Origin of the sequence: Leifsonia sp. 2MCAF36 (genome assembly GCF_052115525.1) — a bacterium.
In the GTDB taxonomy this organism is placed as follows: Bacteria; Actinomycetota; Actinomycetes; order Actinomycetales; family Microbacteriaceae; genus Leifsonia.
On sequence record NZ_JBFRGV010000007.1, the window covers coordinates 1 to 18496 of the forward strand.

Below are 18496 nucleotides of genomic sequence, written 5' to 3' on the forward strand. Positions count from 1 at the left end.
GCCGGTCGGAACTGGTTCCAGTTGTATGTGATGCGGCAACGCGAGATCTCCTACGGGCTGGTGGAGCGGGCAGCAGCGGCGGGGTTCGACACCCTGTTCTTCACGGTGGACACCCCGATCGCCGGGGCCCGGTTGCGGGATAAAAGGAATGGGTTCTCCATCCCACCCCAGCTCACTCTCGGCACGGTGCTGAACGCGATCCCGCGGCCGTGGTGGTGGTACGACTTTTTGACCACCCCGAAACTGGAGTTCGCATCCCTGTCCGCGACCGGGGGCACGGTCGGTGACCTGTTGAACGCGGCGATGGACCCGTCGATCAACTACGAGGACCTGAAGATCATCCGGGAGATGTGGCCGGGGAAGCTGGTGATCAAGGGGGTGCAGAACGTCGACGACGCCAAAACCTTGGTCGATCACGGGGTGGATGGGATCGTGCTCTCCAACCACGGCGGCCGGCAACTGGACCGGGCACCGATCCCGTTCCACCTGCTCCCCGACGTGGTCCGTGAGGTCGGTGCGCACACCGAGGTCGCCATCGATACCGGCATCATGAACGGCGCCGACATCATCGCCGCCTACGCATTGGGGGCCAAGTTCACCCTGATCGGCCGCGCCTATTTGTACGGGCTGATGGCCGGCGGCCGGGAAGGGGTCGACCGCACCATCCAAATCCTCACCGACCAACTGGTCCGCACCATGAAACTCCTCCAAGTCCGCACCCTCGACGAACTCACCCCCCACCACGTCACCCAACTCACCCGGCTGCAACCCCTCCGCCGTGACCCGGCACGACAGGACACCGACGCCTAACGACGGATAACCGCCCCGAAACCTCCGACCGGCCGCGGCCGGTCGGAGAAACCCGGCCCACGCATCCACATCCCCGACCGAGGCCCGCGAATCTCCGACGCAACGCGGCCGGCCCGGATGCCTGGACGCCGCGGGTTAGGCACAGGTGGGTCGAAACATCACCTCATAGTTCGGATGTTCTGATGTGGCGCTGCCATGACAGCGCGTGCCCCTTCAAAAAAACCCACAACCGAGTTTCACGATCGCTGCCGCATTCCTCGCAGATCTGCCACCGTGTCGGTGCCGCGGCGTAGAGTCCGGCCGCATGAGCAATGACATCTCCCTCCAGCGCTGGACAGCAGCTGACCTCGCGGTCTTGGAACGAACGAACACCCCGCAGATGACTGCCTTCCTGGGTGGCCCCGAGACACAGGAGAAGCTCGAAGAGAGGAACGAACGCTACGTGCGCGGCTGGGAGACCGGTGCCGCCGCGATGTTCACCATCCGCCTCGAGGGCGAACGGGACCCCGTGGGGTCGGTCGGCTACTGGCCGACGATGTGGCACGACCTCGACGTGTACGAGACCGGATGGGCTGTCACCGAGCCGTTCCAGGGTCGCGGTATCGCGTCGCGCGCTGTGGTGGCGGTTCTGAAACACGCCGCCGAGCATGGCGACCGTGCGCTGATGCTCGCCTTCCCGCGCGTCGACAATTCAGCGTCGAACGCGCTCTGCCGGTCCTGCGGCTTCGTGCACCGCGGCGAGGAGGACTTCGAGTATCCCGCTGGGAACCCGATCCGCACCAACGTCTGGGCGTTCGGCCTCCAGGGTTAGTGCATTTGTCCAAACATCACGCGATCCTTTGGCTGCTCCACGTATCCGTCTGAAGCCTCGGGTGTGTTACTTTCTGGGTCTGGTCAGTCATAACGGACAGGGAAGTTCATATGCACACAGGCGCTGTTGGCACCGCTCGCTCTTCCCCCGCGTCATTCACCGCCAATGACATCAGGGAGCAATTCCTGAGCCGGGCCACGGATGATCTTTCTGCTCTTCGCCCCGTGGTGGCGCGCTCGTGGTGGCGGAGCCGCGCGGCCGGTGTGGACGGAAGCCGTGATCGAGGGATCATCGACGAGGGCCACGTCGACGAGCGCACGCTGGGAATCGCAGAGCGCTACCTGCGCGAGCTGGACGCGGTCGCCGAAGACATCGGTGGATATGTCAGCCTCACGTCGCCGAGTGGCTCGCTCGTGAAGCCTGGATTCCTACGGGATGAGGTCGAGTTTCCGTCGGGGTACTCGCTGCTTGAAAGCAGCTGCGGAAGCAGCGGCGAGGGTGTGGCGCTCGAAGAGGGCCGCGCCGTGTGGCTCTCCCCCGAGGAACACTTCCGCGAGGACATGCGCGGCAACTGGTGTTTCGCGTCGCTCGTGCGCGACCCGTTCCACGAGCGCGTGCGTGCGGTCGTGGGACTGACCTTGCCGAACGCTCGAGTTCAGGGGCTCGACCCGTCGTCCACGCTCCTGATGCTGGAAGGTGTCACCGCGCGCATCGAGCGTGAGATCGAGCACTGCATGTCCTCACGAGAGCGTGCTCTGCTCAAGGAGTACATGATGGTCTCGCGTCGTCGCAGCAAGGCTGCGGTCGTCGCAACCAACGGCAAGCATTCGTTCATGAACGGAATCGCGACGTCTCAGTTGGAAGGCACCGACCTCTCGATCGTCACGGGCTATGCCAAGAGCGTGATGTCATCCGGTAGGCCGGTCAGCTTCGAGGCGATGCTCACGGGTCCCGGCCCGTCCGTCGTAGACATCACCGCCGTCGAACTGGGGGGATCGGCCTTCGGCGCGGTCGCGGTGGTGCGACCGCGCGCCCTTTCGCACCCGGCAGAGCTCGACTCCACGCCCTCGACCCGCGTGCTCGCTCCCGCGCCGACAGATCCCCTGACCGAACGACTCCAGGGGCAGAGCATCGCCTTCCAGCGGACCGTGTCATCTGCGCGGATGGCGATGGAAAGTGATCGTTCGGTTCTCATCGTCGGCGAGCCCGGCGCTGGAAAGAAGCGCCTTGCCGACGCCATCTCTTCGGTCCGACAGTCGGTCGTGCCACTGGACGGCCGCGATCCGGCAGCGGGTGTCCGGATGGAGGAGGCGCGGCACGCTGTGGCCGCGCGGCCCCCACAGACCTTCGTCATCGCGCACGCTGACGAGCTTTCGTCGGTCGACGCGCGAGACGTCGCTGCCCAGATCCGGATCGGCAACTGCAGCGTCATCCTCACCGTCGAGAGTGTGACGGAGGGCGTCCGCGCGATGGCTGACGCAAGCGGGGCGCTCGAGATACGCGTCGCTTCTCTGCGCCGCCGGCGCGAGGACATCCCTCTCCTCGCCACGGCGATCGCCGCCGAGATCGGCACGCGACGCCTCTCGCGCAGACTGGTCGCCAGTCTCACCAAGGCCGACTGGCCCGGAAACGTGACGCAACTGCAGCAGATCGTTTCCGACGCCGCGAAGCAGGCTGAAGGAATCGAAGTCGAGGACCATGACCTCCCCGCAAGCTTCCACCACCTCCTCACCGGCGGACGACTGTCGCGCCTCGAGGACGCCGAGCTTGCCGAGATTCGTGGCGCCCTTCGCGAGGCAGCGGGCAATCGTCGCCTCGCGGCCGAGTCCCTCGAAATCGGGCGCTCCACCCTGTATCGCCGCATGGACTACTTCCGCAGTCGCGGTTTCGATCTCTGACGTCTCCTGACGGCGACGAGGGGCTCAAGTCTCTCGTTCGCGCGCCCGGAATCCCGGGCCGAGTGTACCGATCTGACACGAATCGACTCTGCTGCACGCTGTTTGAATCGACTGGTTCCCGTGGACCACGACTAGGACAGGACGGCACGAATGAGCGGCGAAAAGCAGGGCACCATACTGGTGGCTCCCCATCACTTTCCCGACTTGAATCGTGAGCACGCGCTCGCGGAAGAACTCGGCTACGAGTTGGTCGCAGCCGCCGACGTCGACGCTTTCCGCGCGGGTCTGCCGGACGCCTCGGTCGTGATGGTCACTCCGTACGCGCGGCTCACGGCCGAGGACTACCCCTCGATGCCGAAGACCCGGGCCGTGATCCGCTACGGCATGGGCTACGACAACATCGACGTCGAAGCGGCCGCCGAGGCAGGAATCCCGGTCGCGATCGTGCCGGGAACGGCGTCGGAGGAGGTCGCCTCGCACGCGTTTGCCATGGGCTTGGCTCTCGTTCGCCGGCTTCCGGCCGGTGACACGGCGATCCGCGAACACGGTTGGGCCGGCATCATCGGCTACGACACTCCGGTGCTCTCGGATCTGCGGATCGGTGTCCTCGGCCTCGGCCGCATCGGGCAGCACGTGGCGCGGATGTGGTCGGCTGTCGGCGCACACGTACGCGGCTACGACCCCTACATTGCGAACGTTCCGGTGGAGCTCGCTGCCCTCGACAGCGTGCTGGAGGAGTCCGATGTGGTCTCGTTGCACCTTCCCCTCAACGACGGCACTCAGCATCTGATCTCCGCCGACAGTCTGAGCAGGATGCGCCGCGGCGCCGTGGTGGTGAACGTGTCGCGTGGCGGCCTGATCGACGAGGAAGCCCTCGCGGTCGCGCTCGCCTCCGGGCAGATCGGCGGAGCCGGCATCGACACCTTCTCGCAGGAGCCCCTCCCGCCGGAGCATCCGTTGCGCTCGACGCCGAACACCATCCTCACCCCGCACATCGCCTGGCGGTCCAATCGTTCGACAGGCGCCCTGCAGGAGGGCGCGGTCGAACGGGCGCGGCTTGCACTCACCGGGCAGCCCCTGACCGACGTCGTGAACTGAGAAGGCGGATCGGAGACATGACTACGAGCAACCCAGCCAGCGACTTCGTCGACGATGGAGCTCTGGAGGACCCGCACCTGCGCCGTGGACCGCGAGGATACCCGCTCCTGCCCGGTGGGTACGGCCGTTCCACCTACTACACCGGCCGGCCGAGCCCGTATGCGGTGCGCGGTGCGGGCTATCGCGTCTGGGACGACCGCGACCTCGAACTGATCGACGCGAACAACAACTTCACCTCGCTCATCCACGGCAACGCGCATCCGGAGATCACCAAGGCGGCGACAGCAGCGTTGTCGGCGGGGGCGAGCTGGGGCATCCCGAATCTGTACGAGTGGGAACTCGCCGACCTTCTGCTCGAACGGCTGCCGACGCTGGATCAGGTGCGGTTCACGAATTCGGGTACCGAGGCCGTCATGTCGGCCATCCGCATCGCGCGGGCGGCGACCGGTCGCGATCGCATCGTCGTGACGCAGGGTGGCTACCACGGCACCTCCGACGTCGCTTTGGCAGCTGGCGGTCCTGCGTACACCCGCGGTGTGACGGCCGGAGTGACACGCGATGTCACCCCGATTCCGCTCAACGACGTGCAGGCGCTGCGGGATGCGGTCGAGTCGGCTCCGGACGAGTACGCGGCGATCATTCTCGACCTGCTCCCGAATCGCGCCGGACTGCTCCGGATCACACAAGAGTTCGTGACGACTGCTCGTGAGCTTGCGAGCCGTCACGGCATCGTTCTGATCATCGACGAGGTCATCAGTTTGCGACTGGGCCTGCAGGGCCTGAGCGGGGCGTACGGTATCGCGCCTGATCTCCTGACCACTGGGAAGACGATCGGGGGAGGCTTTGCGGTCGGGGCCGTCGTGGGCCTAGCCGACCTGATGTCCGAGGTCGACCCGACCCGGGCAGGAAGCCTCCCCCACGGCGGTACCTTCTCAGGCAATCCGGTCAGCATGGCGGCGGGGGCGGCTGCCTTGCGCCTCTACCCGGAGTCCGAGATCGAGAGGCTGAACACGCTGGGTGATGTCGCCCGGGCCACGATCCAAGGCAACCTTGCCGGCAGCGGCTGGGAGATCCGTGGTTGGGGGTCGCTTCTGCGGGCGGTGCCCGAGGGAAGCCAGAAGGTGCCGGAGGACCTCCAGCACAAGCTCTGGTGGGAGTCCTACTATCGCGGCCTGCTCGGTTCGCCGGCGAATCTGCTCTCGCTCTCGACTCCGATGGACAAAGGGGTCGTCGACGACATCGTCGACCGGCTCACCGATGCGGTGTGGGCCGTCGCCGGCAACCAGGGTGCGAGGCGCGACTGATGCGACTCGTCTCCTACCTGCATCACGGCTCCGCTCGCGGCGGAGTGATCGTCGGCGACTCGGTGATCGACCTCAAGCGATTCCTGACCGTTGCCAAAGTGGAGCCGACCGCCTCGGTGCGCGAGTTCCTGGCCATGCATGCCGACGCGATCGCTGCTCTGTCGGGGGAAACGACACGACTCGCCGAGCTCTGCCCGGAGATCCGAGCAGGCGCACTGGCTGAAGTGCGGCTGCTCAGCCCGGTGCCCGACCCGGCGAAAGTGCTCTGCATCGGCCTGAACTACAAAGACCACGTCGCCGAGACCGGCCGAGCGCTGCCGCAGTACCCCGACGTGTTCGTCAAGTTCGCGTCGACACTCATCGGACCGCAAGACGAGATCCGCGGCGCCGACGTGAGCGACAACCTCGACTTCGAGGGCGAGGTGGCCGTCGTCATCGGACGCAGGGCTCACGGTGTCTCCGAGGCCGACGCGCTTTCGCACGTCGCCGGGCTGGCGCCGCTCAACGACACCACTGCGCGTGATCTCCAGTACCGCGGAACTCAATGGACCGCCGGTAAGGCCGTCGATGGCTCAACCCCCTGGGGTCCGGCGATCGTCACTCTCGATGAGGTCGGCGACCCGCAGACCCTGGAGATCCGAACCCGGGTCAACGGAGTCGAGGTGCAGCACTCCAACACCCGGCACCAGATCTTCACGATCGCGAAAATCGTGTCCTACCTCTCGAGCTTCCTCGCCCTCGAGCCGGGAGACCTCATCGCGACGGGGACTCCCCAAGGAATCGGCGCCAAACGCACACCCCCGGTGTGGCTCGCCCCCGGCGATGTCGTTGAAGTCGACGTCGACCGGGTGGGCCTGCTGCGGAACAGTGTCGCGTCCCTTTGACCACTTTGTACACAGATATGGAAGACAAATGACTGACGTACACTCGGCTCCCGCTCAAGAGCGATATCGCATCGCCGTCGACACCGGCGGTACGTTCACGGACGTCGTGGTGGGTTCCGGTCGCGGCGAGATGGCGGTCGGCAAGGCCCTCACGAACTACGACCGTGTCTTCCAAGGCTTCGAGGCGGCGGTGCATCGTGCCGCTGAGTCCGTCGGCTGGAACGGCCCGGACGTATTACGCAACGCCGACGTGATCGTGTACGGCACAACGCACGCCACCAACGCGGTCCTCACAGGCAGGGTCGCGAATACGGCGCTGCTGGTGACCGACGGCTTCGCCGACACCCTGTTGCTCCGCGAAGGAGGACGTCGCGACGCGTTCGATTCCAAGGCCGCGTATCCCGGTCCTTACATACCCCGACGACTCACCTTCGAGATCCGGGAGCGCATCTCCTCCGAGGGTGAGGTGCTCACTCCACTCGACGAGGCTCAGGCACGTGAGGTGCTGACCCGACTCAGCTACGACGGGGTGGAAGCGGTCGCCGTGTCCTTCCTCTGGTCGATCATCAACGACTCTCACGAGCTCAGGCTCGGCGAGCTCATCGAAGAGATCCTCCCCGGTGTGCCGTACACGCTGTCGAATCGCGCGAACCCGACCATCCGCGAGTACCGCCGCTCATCGGCCGCCTCGATCGACGCGTCGCTGAAGCCGCTCATGGCCGACCACCTCGGCAACTTGCGCTCGGACCTGCTCGACAACGGCTTCGCAGGCGATCTCCTCGTCGTTACCTCCGAAGGTGCCGTGCTCGACGTCTCCGATGTGCTCGACCGCCCGGTGCTGCTCCTCAACTCCGGGCCGTCGATGGCGCCTCTGGTCGGCGCGGCGGCCGCTCCGGACCGCGAAACCGTCGTCGTCTGCGACATGGGAGGCACGACCTTCGATGTGTCGCTTGTCGAGAAGGGCGTCGTGCGGCACACGCGCGAAGCCTGGCTCGGCGAGCCGTTCGTTGGGCACCTCACGGGCCTGTCGTCGGTCGCGGTCTCGAGTATCGGTGCGGGCGGCGGCAGCATCGCGTGGATCGACGGCGGCGGCTTGCTGCGCGTCGGCCCGCAGAGCGCTCGGAGCACGCCGGGCCCGGCAGCGTACGGACGCGGCGGGCTGGAGCCGACGGTGACCGACGCGTGCGTGGTGCTCGGCTACCTGGATGCGAGCGGATTCGAGGGAGGATTCGTCCTCGACCGCGATGCGGCAGAGGAAGCCATCGCGTCTCGCATCGCCGGGCCGATGAACATGAGCGTCGAGCAGGCCGCCCAAGCGATCCTCGACGTGTCGGCCAACCACATGGCGACCGCGATCCGCCATGCCTCGCTCGAGCAGGGGGTGGACCCGCGCGGCGCCCTCATCGTCGCCGGCGGCGGCGCGGGCGCCATGGTGGCTGCGGCGATCGGGGGCCTTCTGGAGACCGACACCGTACTCATCCCGGCCACCGCGGGTGTGCTTGCCGCCTACGGGGCCCACCGGGCGCCCATTGCCACCGAGTTCCTTTCTCCGCTTCACAACGACACCCTCGCGTTCGATTCGGAGAGCGCCGCGCGGGCGATCACCGAGCTGAAGGCCAAGGCCGCAGACTTCGCGGAACGGTTCGACGGTGTGGGCGGCGCGCCTGAGTTCACCTACTTCGTCGACGCACGCTACCCTGGTCAAGCATGGGATCTCAGGGTGCGCCTGGTCGGTCCACCCGAGACCGACGGGAATGCGGCCGAGGTGATCGCGACGGCGTTCCACGAGGAGCACGATCGCCGAAACGGCACCCACGACCCCCGGAGCCGGGTGGAGATCATCAGCTGGGGTGTCCGCGTCGAGGTGTCGCGTCCGGAGAACCTCAACATCCAGGTCGCCTCGGGCGGATCGCCGCAATCCCATCGAACCGATCAGATCATCTTCGATGGTGAGAGCTATGCGACCCCACGCTTCCGGGGCGTTACTCTCGGCCCGGACGACTCACTTCCCGGTCCGGCGGTCATCGATCAGCCGACCACCACGATCGTCGTCCCGCCCGAATGGAACGCCACCCTCGATGATCGTTCGAACATCTACCTGACCCGCAAGGAGGCGTGAGGTGTCACGCAATTTCGACCCAGTGAAGCTCTCGGTGCTGGCAAACGCCTTCGACGGTGTTGTCCGGGAGATGACGAGCGGACTTCTGCGCTCCGCGCGATCGTCGGTGATCAACACTGCCCGAGACTTCTCGTGCGCGGTGCTGACGGCGGACAATCAGTTGCTGGCGGCCGCTGAGGGCGTACCGGTGCACGTCTTCGGCGCCGGACCGCTCGGCGAGGACATGGTCGCGCTGCACCACGACATTCGTGAGGGCGACGCTTTCCTCCACAACGATCCGTACCTGGGCAATTCGCACGCTGCCGACCACGTGATCCTCGTGCCGATCTTCATCGAGGGCCGGCACCTCTTCACCGCGGTGACGAAGGCGCACCAAGCCGACTGCGGCAATTCCCTGCCGACGACGTTCTTCGCGACGGCACGGGACGTCTATGAAGAGGGCGCACTGATCTTTCCCTGTGTCCGGATACAGCGGGATTACACCGATCTAGACGACATCATCCGCATGTGCCGGGCTCGCATCCGAGTGCCCGACCAGTGGTACGGCGACTACCTGGCCTCGGTGGGTGCCTCCCGTATCGCGGAGCGTCGCGTCCAGGAACTCGCCGACAAGTTCGGTGCCGACACCCTGGTCGAGTTCGTCGACGCATGGTTCGACTACTCGGAACGTCTCGCGGTCAGCGCGATCGAGAAGCTGCCGGAGTACGTGATGACCGGCAGTTCGACACACGACCCCTTTCCGGGAACCGGGCCGGACGGCGTGCCGCTGCAGGCGACGATCAGCGTGAAGCCGCAGGAGGGCCGCGTAACGATCGACCTCCGCGACAACCCGGACAACCTTCCGAATGGGCTCAACCTCACTCGCGCGACGGCGACGGGCGCTGCACTCGCGGGAATTCTTGCTGGCCTACCCGAGAGCCTCCCGAGCAATGCCGGCACCTTCCGGCGGGTGGAGGTGCTCCTGCGTGATGGTTGCGCTGTGGGAGTTCCGAAGCATCCGTACTCGTGCTCGTCGGGAACGACCAATCTTGCGGACCGCGTGGTCAACATCGTTCAGGCCGCGTTCGCCGGAATCGAAGACGGCTACGGCACCGCGGAAGGAGCAGCCGGCCAGGCTCCCGCCAAGTCGGTCATTTCGGGCATCGACGAGCGCAACGGCAACGCCTACGTCAACCAGATCCTGGTCGGCGGGGTGGGAGGACCGGCCACTCCGTACGTCGATGGCTGGCCGACATATCAGCGGCCTGTCTGCGGCGCGCTGCTTTATCACGACAGCGTCGAGGTCGACGAGCAGCGCTATCCGATCCTGGTTCACGAGCGTGTTCTGATCGCCGACTCCGGCGGTGCCGGACGTCAGCGCGGCGGCCTGGGGACACGCGTCACCATCGAGGCCCGCGACGACGGTCTGACCCTCACCTACGGACTCGAGGGCAAGTTCAACCCGCCGCAGGGTGTGCGAGGCGGCGCCAACGGCTCGGTGCCGGAAGCCTGGGTCGAAACGCCGGACGGCACCCGGAGGGAGATCCCGGTGGTCGGCCGATTCGACATGGCGCGCGGCGAGCGAGTGGTTTCGATCGCTCCAGGCGGTGGCGGCTACGGCGACCCGCTGCAACGCGACGTCGACGCGGTTCTCGACGATCTGCGCGAAGGCCGCATCACGCCCGCGTCGGCTCGCGACGACTACGGTGTGGTCGTCAGCGGAGACGTTGTCGACGAAGCCGCGACGACTGCCGCTCGTCAGGCGGGGACGAAGACGGCGACATGACCGCGGGGAACCTGTCGGCTGAGTTACGCTCGTCCTGATCGAGAGGAGGACGACCGCGTTGGTGGCCTCCGGACGAGATTTCCTGACGATCGCCGACCTTGTCGCGATGCCGCACCTCGCGCTCCAGCTGGTGGGAGGCGCGGGCGGGTTGGAGAACGCCGTCCTCTGGACGCACACGTCCGAACTCGTCGATCCGGGACCGTGGCTCGAAGGTGGCGAGCTGCTCATCGTCAACGGCTTCGGCATCCCAGAGGACCCTGCCGGGCAGGTCTCATATCTCGCCAGTCTTGCTCAGCACCGCCTCGCGGGCATCGCGATCAGCGTCCGCGCGCCAGAGCTGTCCACCGAAATGTTGGACGAAGCGGATCGGTTGTCCTTCCCCGTGCTGCGGATCCCGCGTGAGATCCCGTTCATCGAGCTGTCGTACCTCGTTGCCAACGCCAGCGATCGCTCGGCGCGGAGCCGACTCGCGCGACATCTGCAGATCTTCGAGACCCTGCAGCTGCGGAACAGTCGTGATGGCGATACCGTCGCCATCTACTCCGAGCTCGAGCGCCTCTCGGGGTACCGCCTTGCCGTTGTCTCGCCTACCGGTCGACCCCTCCTCCCGGAATGGCCGTGGGTTCCCTCAGCCGAGAGTTTAGATTGGCTGGCGAACGGGAGCAGCGAACTGCAGGTGATCGAGGGTGGCTTCGTCGTTCCCCTTCTCGTGGGGGATCGCGTGACCGCATATCTCATCGGGAAGGAGCACCCCGAGGCCGCACCCGCCGGCCTCGCGGCGCTGCAACACGTTGCGACCCTGGCCGCCCTCGACGCGATCGACGACCAGCGGCGACGCGAAGCGATGCACCGGAAGGGCGGCGAACTGCTGGCCGGGCTGCTCGATGAGAATGCTGCGCTGTCCGATGCGGAGGATCGGCTGGCCGATTTCGGCCTCGTCAGCACACGTGGTCTGCGGGTGCTCGCCGTCGCCGACCGAACAGCGGACGTGGCGACGGAAATCGGCATGCGGGACTGGCTCGTCGACCATGACCTGCCGCACCTCCTGCTGAAGCAGGGTGTGCTCCTCGCCCTCGTCGACGCAGCGGAGAGCGACCTTCGGCGTCTCGCGGCGGAGGTGGGCGTTCGAGTGGGCGCCAGTTCACGGTTCACCGAGCTGTCCGAGCTTCCGCGGATGCGGCGACAAGCCACGTGGTCGCTCGGGCTGGCGGTCGATTCAGCCGAATCGGGAGCTTTTCTGGCGGAAGAGGAACTCGGGTTCGCGCAGTGGCTCAACCCCGACGTCGAGACGATCCGGCAGTTGACCGTCCGCACGCTCCAGACGCTGCTCGATCGCGAGGGGGAAGACCAGGCGGATCTGCTGAACACACTCGTGGTGTACTTCCGTCACCAGGGCAGAGTGCGCCCTGCCGCAGCCGAGCTCTTCGTCCACGAGCACACGCTGAGCTATCGGCTCAAACGGATCGAGAAACTCACGGGACGCGACTTGCGCAGCTATCGGGATGCGTTCGAACTCTGGCTCGCGGTGGCAGCGCTGCCCCTGCTCGACGAGAGGGATCGAAACCGTTAGGGCGCGTACTCGTGTCAATTTGGCACAGGCGTGAGATCGACGCCGCTGGAAGGCTGACCTCAGAGCAGGATCCGTCCGGATCCATCATGCGGAGGAGCAGTCATGAGCACTACCCTGACGGTCGACACCAGCGCCAGCGCGAGGGTTCCAGAGCGTCGGATCCGCCGTCGCACAGTCGCGCAAGCGGTGGTCGAGTATCTTCAGGTCCAGTACAGCGAGGTGGACGGCCGTCGTCGCCGCTTGATCCCCGGCATGTACGGGATCTTCGGGCACGGTAATTCGGTCGGTCTCGCGCAGGGCATCGATGAGTACGGCGTCGAGTTCCCGCACTATCAGGGCAAGAACGAGCAGAACATGGTGCACGCGGCCATCGGATACGCCAAAGCGACGAACCGCGCTGCAACCCTCGCCTGTACCGCCTCGGCCGGCCCGGGCTCGACGAACATGATCAGTGGTGCATCCACGGCGACGACCAACCGGATTCCCGTCCTGCTGCTGCCGGCGGACATCATCAACACCCGCAAGGGCGATCCGGTTCTGCAGCAGATCGAGCACCCCGTCGAGCGCGATGTCTCCGCCAATGACGCGTTCCGGCCCGTCAGCCGCTATTTCGATCGGATCACGACGCCATCGCAGCTTCTGGTCACGTTGCCCGAGGCGATGCGGGTGCTGACCGATCCTGTCGAAACCGGAGCGGTCGTCGTCTGTCTGCCTCAGGACATCCAGGGCGACGCGTACGACTTCCCTGAGGAGTTCTTCACCCCGCGTGTGTGGCCCATCCGCCGCCGGCCGGCGGCGCAGGAGGAGATCCGCGACGCGATCGAGATCATTCGGCACGGCAAGCGTCCGTTGCTCATCGCCGGCGGAGGGGTTCGCTACTCCGACGCCGCGGCCGAGCTCGCGGCCTTCAGCGAGGCGTTCGGCGTGCCGGTCGCCGAGACCTACGCCGGGAAGGGCATCGGGCCGAAGACGGACCTTCTCCTGGGCGGTTTGGGCGTCGATGGAACGGTCGGAGCCGACGAGATCGCGAGCGGTGCCGATTGTGTCATCACCGTCGGCTCGCGGTTGCAGGACTTCGTCACGGCCTCGCACTCCCTGTTCCAGAACCCCGACGTCCAGTTCGTACACCTCAACGTCAGCTCGTTCGATGCACACAAAATGGGCTCGTATCCCGTCGTCGGCGATGCGAGACTCTCGCTCTCTGCGCTTCACGAGGGACTCGCAGCCGTCGGCTACCACAGTGACGAGGGATACGAGGACGAGATAGCGGCCGGGCGCGCGAAGACGGCTCGCAACCTGGAGCATGACCTACAGGACTTCGCGGGCGAAGCGATGAGCCAGGCCCAGGTGATTCAGGTCCTCAACGAGCACACGGGTGCGGATGACGCGCTCGTGCTCGGTTCCGGCGGTGTGGTCGGCAATGTGCACAAGGCGTGGGACACGTCCAACGGCACGACGGTGCTCTCCGAGTACGCCAACTCGTGCATGGGTCACGAACTGCCGGCCGGCCTCGGCTACCGGCTCGCCACGCCAGGTGCTCCCGGCGATGTCTTCGTCCTGATCGGCGACGGTACGTACTACATGGCACCGACTGAACTGATCACGGCGGTGCAGGAGCACCAGAAGATCATCGTGGTGATCATCGACAACAGTGGTCACCAGTGCATCTGGCCCCTTCAGGTGGCGAAAGGCGGCGAGGGGCGGGAGTTCGGCACGCAGCTGCGCGAACGCAGCGCGGAGTCGGGGAGGCTCGACGGCCCGGTGGTGCCGGTGGACATCGCCGCCAACGCGGCCAGCATGGGCGCGGCGGCCTGGTCGACGACCACCCTCGACCAGTTCCGCGCAGCCCTGAGCGAAGCGCGGGCCGTCGAGAGCCGGCCGGCCGTGGTCGTCGCCCACGTCGAGCCTTGGCGCTATCTGAGCGGGAACGGCACCTTCTGGGATGTCGGCGCCGCTATGACGTCGGAACGTCCCGAGACCCTCGAAGGCGGCGAGAAGCACCGGGCGGGACGCGCGACTCAGCGCTTCTACGGCGCAACGGTCGTACCCGGAACCGACCTCTGAATCGGAACATCGTCCAGAACTGAAGGAGAAGCACGATGAGGACGTTCGCGGTAACGGATCCAGCGACCGACGAAGTGGTCGCCGAGTTCCCCCAGTCCACCGATCGCGAGATCGAGGAGGCCCTGGCGGCGGCGCATGCTACGTACACCGGTTGGTCACGCCAGACCGCCGTCGCCGAGCGGGCGGCGCTCGCACAGCGGGTTTCGCAACTCTTCGTCGAACGGAAAGACGCGCTCGCCGCGATCATCCAGCGCGAAATGGGTAAGCCGATCGTTCAGGGCGTCGGCGAGGTCGAGTTCGCCGCGAAGATCTGCGCCGCGTTCGCCGCTCACGCGGAGGAGTGGCTGGCGGACGAGCAGTTGTCGACCGATGACGGCCTGCGGGGCTTCCTGCGCTTCCAGGGTATTGGCGCCATTCTCGGGGTGATGCCCTGGAACTACCCCTACTACCAGGTGGCACGCTTTGCGGTCCCGAACCTGATTCTCGGCAACACGGTGATCGTGAAGCACGCGACGCAGTGTCCGGAGTCCGCGCTCGCGCTCCAGCAGTTGTTCGTAGACGCGGGCTTCCCGCAGGGTGCGTACGTCAACGTCTTCGCCAGCCACGACCAGGTCGGCACCATCATTGCGGACGATCGCGTCCAGGGCGTCTCTCTCACGGGCTCCGAGGCTGCGGGCGCGATCGTGGCAGAGAAGGCCGGTCGCGCACTGAAGCGATGCGTACTCGAACTGGGCGGGTCCGATGCCTTCCTCGTGCTCGACACGAAAGACATGGACAACGCCGTGAAGCACGCCGTCGCCATGCGCATGGACAACACGGGACAGAGCTGCAACGGGTCGAAGCGGATGGTCGTCATCGACGGACTCTTCGACGAGTTCGCGCAGAAGTTCACCGCGGCGATCGGGGCGCAGTCCTACGAGCAAGGTCAATACGGACCGCTTTCTTCGGCTGCCGCGACGAAGACCCTGAAAGGTCAGGTGCAGCGCGCACTCGATCAGGGCGCTACGCTCCTCGTCGGAGATAACGCACCAGATGGGAATGTGTACACGCCCGGGGTTCTGGGCAACATCAGCCCGGAAATGGACGTGTACAGCGAAGAGCTGTTCGGCCCGGTCGCACAGTTGTATCGCGTCGGGAGCGACGAGGAAGCGATCGCTCTCGCGAACTCCTCCCCGTACGGCCTCGGCGCCGTCATCATCTGCGACGACCTGGAGCGAGCAGAGCGCGTAGGCAGCGCGCTGGACGTCGGCATGATCTTCGTCAATGCCGGCGGTCTCGGCGGCCCGGATATTCCCTTCGGCGGTGTCAAGAAGTCCGGCTACGGCCGCGAGCTCGGCAGGGTCGGGATGCTCGAATTCGCCAACAAGAAGCTGTTCCGCTTCGCCTCGTAGCCCCGCACCTCGAATCAGGAGTACCGAACACGATGTCCGACACTGAGAATCTCCCCCTTCGCAGCGCCCACTGGTTCGCTCCGCACGATCTCACGGGGTTCATCCACCGCACCGCGATTCAGGCGGAGGGCTTCTCGAAGTTCGCGATCGAGAACCGACCTGTCGTGGGGATCGCGAACTCGTGGTCAGAGCTCGTCAACTGCAACATCCATTTCAAACTGCTCGCCGAGGCTGTCAAGCGCGGCGTGCTCATGGCCGGCGGTCTGCCGCTCGAATTCCCGACGATCTCCTTGGGAGAGAGTCTGATGAAGCCGACCGCCATGGAGTTCCGCAACCTCATGGCGATGGATGTCGAAGAATCGATCCGCGCCTACCCGCTTGACGCCATCGTCCTGCTCGGCGGCTGCGACAAGACGGTCCCCGCCCAGCTGATGGGCGCCGCGAGCGCCGACGTTCCGGTCATCATGCTCACCGGAGGTCCGCAGGAGCCCGCCTTCTTCCGTGGTCGTCAACTGGGAGTCGGGACGGACACCTGGAAGTACGCCGACGAGCTGCGGGCGGGGACCATCACCCAGGACGACTTCGACGAACTCGAGGGGAGTGCGAAGCCGTCAGCGGGCCACTGCAGCGAAATGGGCACGGCCTCGACGATGACCTCCATCGTCGAAGCGCTCGGCATGTGCCTTCCCGGTACCGCTTCGATCCCGGCCGTACACGCCCGTCGCGCGGCCGCCGCCGAAGCCACCGGCCGCCGCGCTGTCGAAATGGCCCTCCATGGTCCGCGGCCCAGCGAGATCCTCACCGAGCAGGCATTCGACAACGCCATCACCCTGCTCATGGCGGTCGGAGGCTCGACGAATGCTGTCGTGCACCTGCTCGCGCTCGCCCGCCGTGTCGGCTACGAGCTCCAGCTCGACCGCTTCCACGAGATCTCGCAGCGCACCCCGCGCATCGTCAACGTCAGGCCCTCGGGTGAGCACCTCGTCAAGCAACTGTTCGACGCGGGCGGTATCTCGGCGGTGCTCAAAGAGCTCGACCCGCTCCTGCACGGCGATGCGCTCACCGTCACCGGTGAGCGACTCGCAGAGGGTTACGCTGCTGCGCCGGCCCCGGACGGCGACGTGATCACATCGCTGGACAAGCCGTTCGACGCGACGGGAGGGATAGCCGTGGTTCGCGGTTCGCTGGCGCCCCGCGGAGCCGTCATCAAGCGGAGCGCCGCCTCGGCCGAACTTCTCAGCCATCGCGGTCCGGCCGTCGTGTTCGAGGACATCTACGACATGGGCAGGCGTATCGACGACCCCGACCTGACCATCACCGAAGACTCCGTCCTCGTGCTGCGCAACAGCGGGCCGAAGGGTGCGCCCGGCATGCCGGAGTGGGGCATGCTGCCTATCCCCGAGCGGCTGCTTCGCAAGGGCGTCCGCGATATGGTCCGGATCTCGGACGCACGCATGAGCGGGACGGCATTCGGGACGACGATTCTGCACGTGTCGCCGGAGTCCGCGGTCGGTGGCCCGCTCGCAGCCGTGCGCGATGGTGACCCCATCGTGCTCGATGTCGAGAATCAGCGCCTCGATCTCGATATCCCCCACGAGGAGATCGACCGCCGTCTCGCAGAGATCGATCCGCCGAAGCCGAAGTACCGGCGCGGGTACGGCCGACTGTTCCTCGACCACGTCACCCAGGCGGACGAAGGATGCGACTTCGATTTCTTGCAGAAGCTGCCCGACGAGGAACCACAGACCCTGCCGCTCGGCCTGACGAGCGGATGGCAGGGCGGGTGGTGATCGTGAACGCCGGAGGGCTGCAGGCCTCCCGGCCGAAGGCGATCGTCGTCGTCCCCGTCGGTGGACAGCTCCCCCCACTCGATGACGTTCGACTCGAGGCCGACGTGACTGTCGTGCGCACGGCGGGCGAACTGCGAACCGCCCAAGAGGATGCTGAGATCCTCTTCCTCAACGATTTTCGAAGCACCCTCCTGCGCGAGACTGGCCCAGGACGACTGAAATGGATCCACACCTCGAGCCTCGGCATGGACCCTCTCCTGACCCCGGAGATCGTCGGGAGCGAGATCATCGTCACGAATTCGCGGGGAGTGTGCGAGCGGCCCATTGCGGAGTGGGTGCTCGGCGTGTTGCTCATGTTCACCAAAGACCTGAGGCGGACCATCGAGCTCCAGCAGGAGCACCGCTGGCAGCACCGCGAGACGGAACCGATCCTCGGTCGACGGGTGCTTGTCGTCGGGCCGGGGCCCGTCGGTCGCGAGACGGCGTTGCTTCTCCGGGCTGCCGGCATGCAGGTGACCGTGGTGGGGCGAACGGCCCGGCGTGATCCCGAGCTCGGCGACATCGCTGCAATCTCGGCCGTGGACGATCTCTTACCCGAAGTGGACGACGTCGTTCTAACGCTCCCGCTCACGGAACAGACTCGCTCACTGTTCGATGCCTCCCGCCTGCGGCGAATGCGGCGCGGCGCTCGTCTCGTGAACGTCGGGCGCGGCGCGGTGGTCGTCGCTCGCGACCTGCTCGCAGCCATCGACGACGGCTACCTCGACGCGGCCGCCCTCGACGTGTTCGAGCAGGAACCGTTGCCTGCGGATGATCCGTTCTGGTCGCGCGACAACATCCTGGTATCGCCGCATGCATCGGGCGACCTCGTCGGCTGGCGCGGGCGAGTGGTGGAGCGTTTCGTCGAGAATCTGCGTCGTTGGAAGGCCGGAGAGTCACTGGAGAACGTGGTCGACTTGCGGGATCTCGGAGTCGTCGCATAGAGACGAAAG

General features: G+C 66.2%; 13 protein-coding genes. All 13 read left to right on the forward strand.

What is annotated here, in order from left to right; all coding sequences use genetic code 11:
* The coding region (locus AB4079_RS12180) for an alpha-hydroxy acid oxidase (protein WP_441787564.1) at nt 1–810 on the forward strand (810 nt) is incomplete at its 5' end.
* A 304-nt stretch (nt 811–1114) separates the two neighbouring features.
* Entirely contained in the window at nt 1115–1621 is a 507-nt protein-coding gene (locus AB4079_RS12185) for a GNAT family N-acetyltransferase (RefSeq protein WP_441787565.1), read from the forward strand.
* A 224-nt stretch (nt 1622–1845) separates the two neighbouring features.
* Nucleotides 1846–3519 carry a helix-turn-helix domain-containing protein gene (locus tag AB4079_RS12190; protein ID WP_441787566.1) on the forward strand — a complete coding sequence of 558 codons (1674 nt, stop codon included), beginning with the start codon at nt 1846–1848 and terminating at the stop codon, nt 3517–3519.
* Between the two features lie 150 nt (nt 3520–3669).
* Nucleotides 3670–4617 carry a C-terminal binding protein gene (locus AB4079_RS12195; RefSeq protein WP_441787567.1) on the forward strand — a complete coding sequence of 316 codons (948 nt, stop codon included), beginning with the start codon at nt 3670–3672 and terminating at the stop codon, nt 4615–4617.
* 17 nt (nt 4618–4634) lie between these two features.
* The gene (locus tag AB4079_RS12200) at nt 4635–5921 is read left to right on the forward strand and encodes an aspartate aminotransferase family protein (protein WP_441787568.1); all 1287 of its coding nucleotides are present in this window, start codon (nt 4635–4637) and stop codon (nt 5919–5921) included.
* Nucleotides 5921–6805, forward strand: coding sequence for a fumarylacetoacetate hydrolase family protein (locus AB4079_RS12205; RefSeq protein ID WP_441787569.1), 885 nt, complete (start codon nt 5921–5923; stop codon nt 6803–6805). The genes AB4079_RS12200 and AB4079_RS12205 overlap by 1 nt, the downstream gene beginning before the upstream one ends.
* Before the next feature lie 28 nt (nt 6806–6833).
* Entirely contained in the window at nt 6834–8924 is a 2091-nt protein-coding gene (locus AB4079_RS12210) for a hydantoinase/oxoprolinase family protein (protein WP_441787570.1), read from the forward strand.
* A gap of 1 nt (nt 8925) precedes the next feature.
* Nucleotides 8926–10689, forward strand: a complete 1764-nt coding sequence (locus AB4079_RS12215; RefSeq protein ID WP_441787571.1) for a hydantoinase B/oxoprolinase family protein — start codon at nt 8926–8928, stop codon at nt 10687–10689.
* A 61-nt stretch (nt 10690–10750) separates the two neighbouring features.
* Nucleotides 10751–12259 (forward strand): PucR family transcriptional regulator, encoded by a 1509-nt coding sequence (locus AB4079_RS12220; RefSeq protein WP_441787572.1) that lies wholly within the window; start codon nt 10751–10753, stop codon nt 12257–12259.
* A 102-nt stretch (nt 12260–12361) separates the two neighbouring features.
* Nucleotides 12362–14323, forward strand: a complete 1962-nt coding sequence (iolD, locus tag AB4079_RS12225) for a 3D-(3,5/4)-trihydroxycyclohexane-1,2-dione acylhydrolase (decyclizing) (protein ID WP_441787573.1) — start codon at nt 12362–12364, stop codon at nt 14321–14323.
* Nucleotides 14324–14358: 35 nt separating this feature from the next.
* A complete protein-coding gene (locus tag AB4079_RS12230; protein WP_441787574.1) occupies nt 14359–15714 on the forward strand; it encodes an aldehyde dehydrogenase family protein in 1356 nt (451 codons plus the stop codon).
* Between the two features lie 32 nt (nt 15715–15746).
* Nucleotides 15747–17504 carry a dihydroxy-acid dehydratase gene (locus AB4079_RS12235; protein ID WP_441787575.1) on the forward strand — a complete coding sequence of 586 codons (1758 nt, stop codon included), beginning with the start codon at nt 15747–15749 and terminating at the stop codon, nt 17502–17504.
* On the forward strand, nt 17498–18487 hold the full coding sequence (locus AB4079_RS12240) for a D-2-hydroxyacid dehydrogenase (protein WP_441787576.1): 990 nt from the start codon (nt 17498–17500) through the stop codon (nt 18485–18487). The genes AB4079_RS12235 and AB4079_RS12240 overlap by 7 nt, the downstream gene beginning before the upstream one ends.
* The last annotated feature ends 9 nt before the right edge of the window (nt 18488–18496 follow it).

What these genes read in the sequence shown, in the direction of transcription:
- AB4079_RS12185 (WP_441787565.1), top strand. Translation starts at nt 1,115, where the DNA reads ATGAGCAATGACATCTCCCTCCAGCGCTGGACAGCAGCTGACCTCGCG.
- AB4079_RS12195 (WP_441787567.1), top strand. Translation starts at nt 3,670, where the DNA reads ATGAGCGGCGAAAAGCAGGGCACCATACTGGTGGCTCCCCATCACTTT.
- AB4079_RS12200 (WP_441787568.1), top strand. Translation starts at nt 4,635, where the DNA reads ATGACTACGAGCAACCCAGCCAGCGACTTCGTCGACGATGGAGCTCTG.
- AB4079_RS12205 (WP_441787569.1), top strand. Translation starts at nt 5,921, where the DNA reads ATGCGACTCGTCTCCTACCTGCATCACGGCTCCGCTCGCGGCGGAGTG.
- AB4079_RS12210 (WP_441787570.1), top strand. Translation starts at nt 6,834, where the DNA reads ATGACTGACGTACACTCGGCTCCCGCTCAAGAGCGATATCGCATCGCC.
- iolD (WP_441787573.1), top strand. Translation starts at nt 12,362, where the DNA reads ATGAGCACTACCCTGACGGTCGACACCAGCGCCAGCGCGAGGGTTCCA.
- AB4079_RS12230 (WP_441787574.1), top strand. Translation starts at nt 14,359, where the DNA reads ATGAGGACGTTCGCGGTAACGGATCCAGCGACCGACGAAGTGGTCGCC.
- AB4079_RS12235 (WP_441787575.1), top strand. Translation starts at nt 15,747, where the DNA reads ATGTCCGACACTGAGAATCTCCCCCTTCGCAGCGCCCACTGGTTCGCT.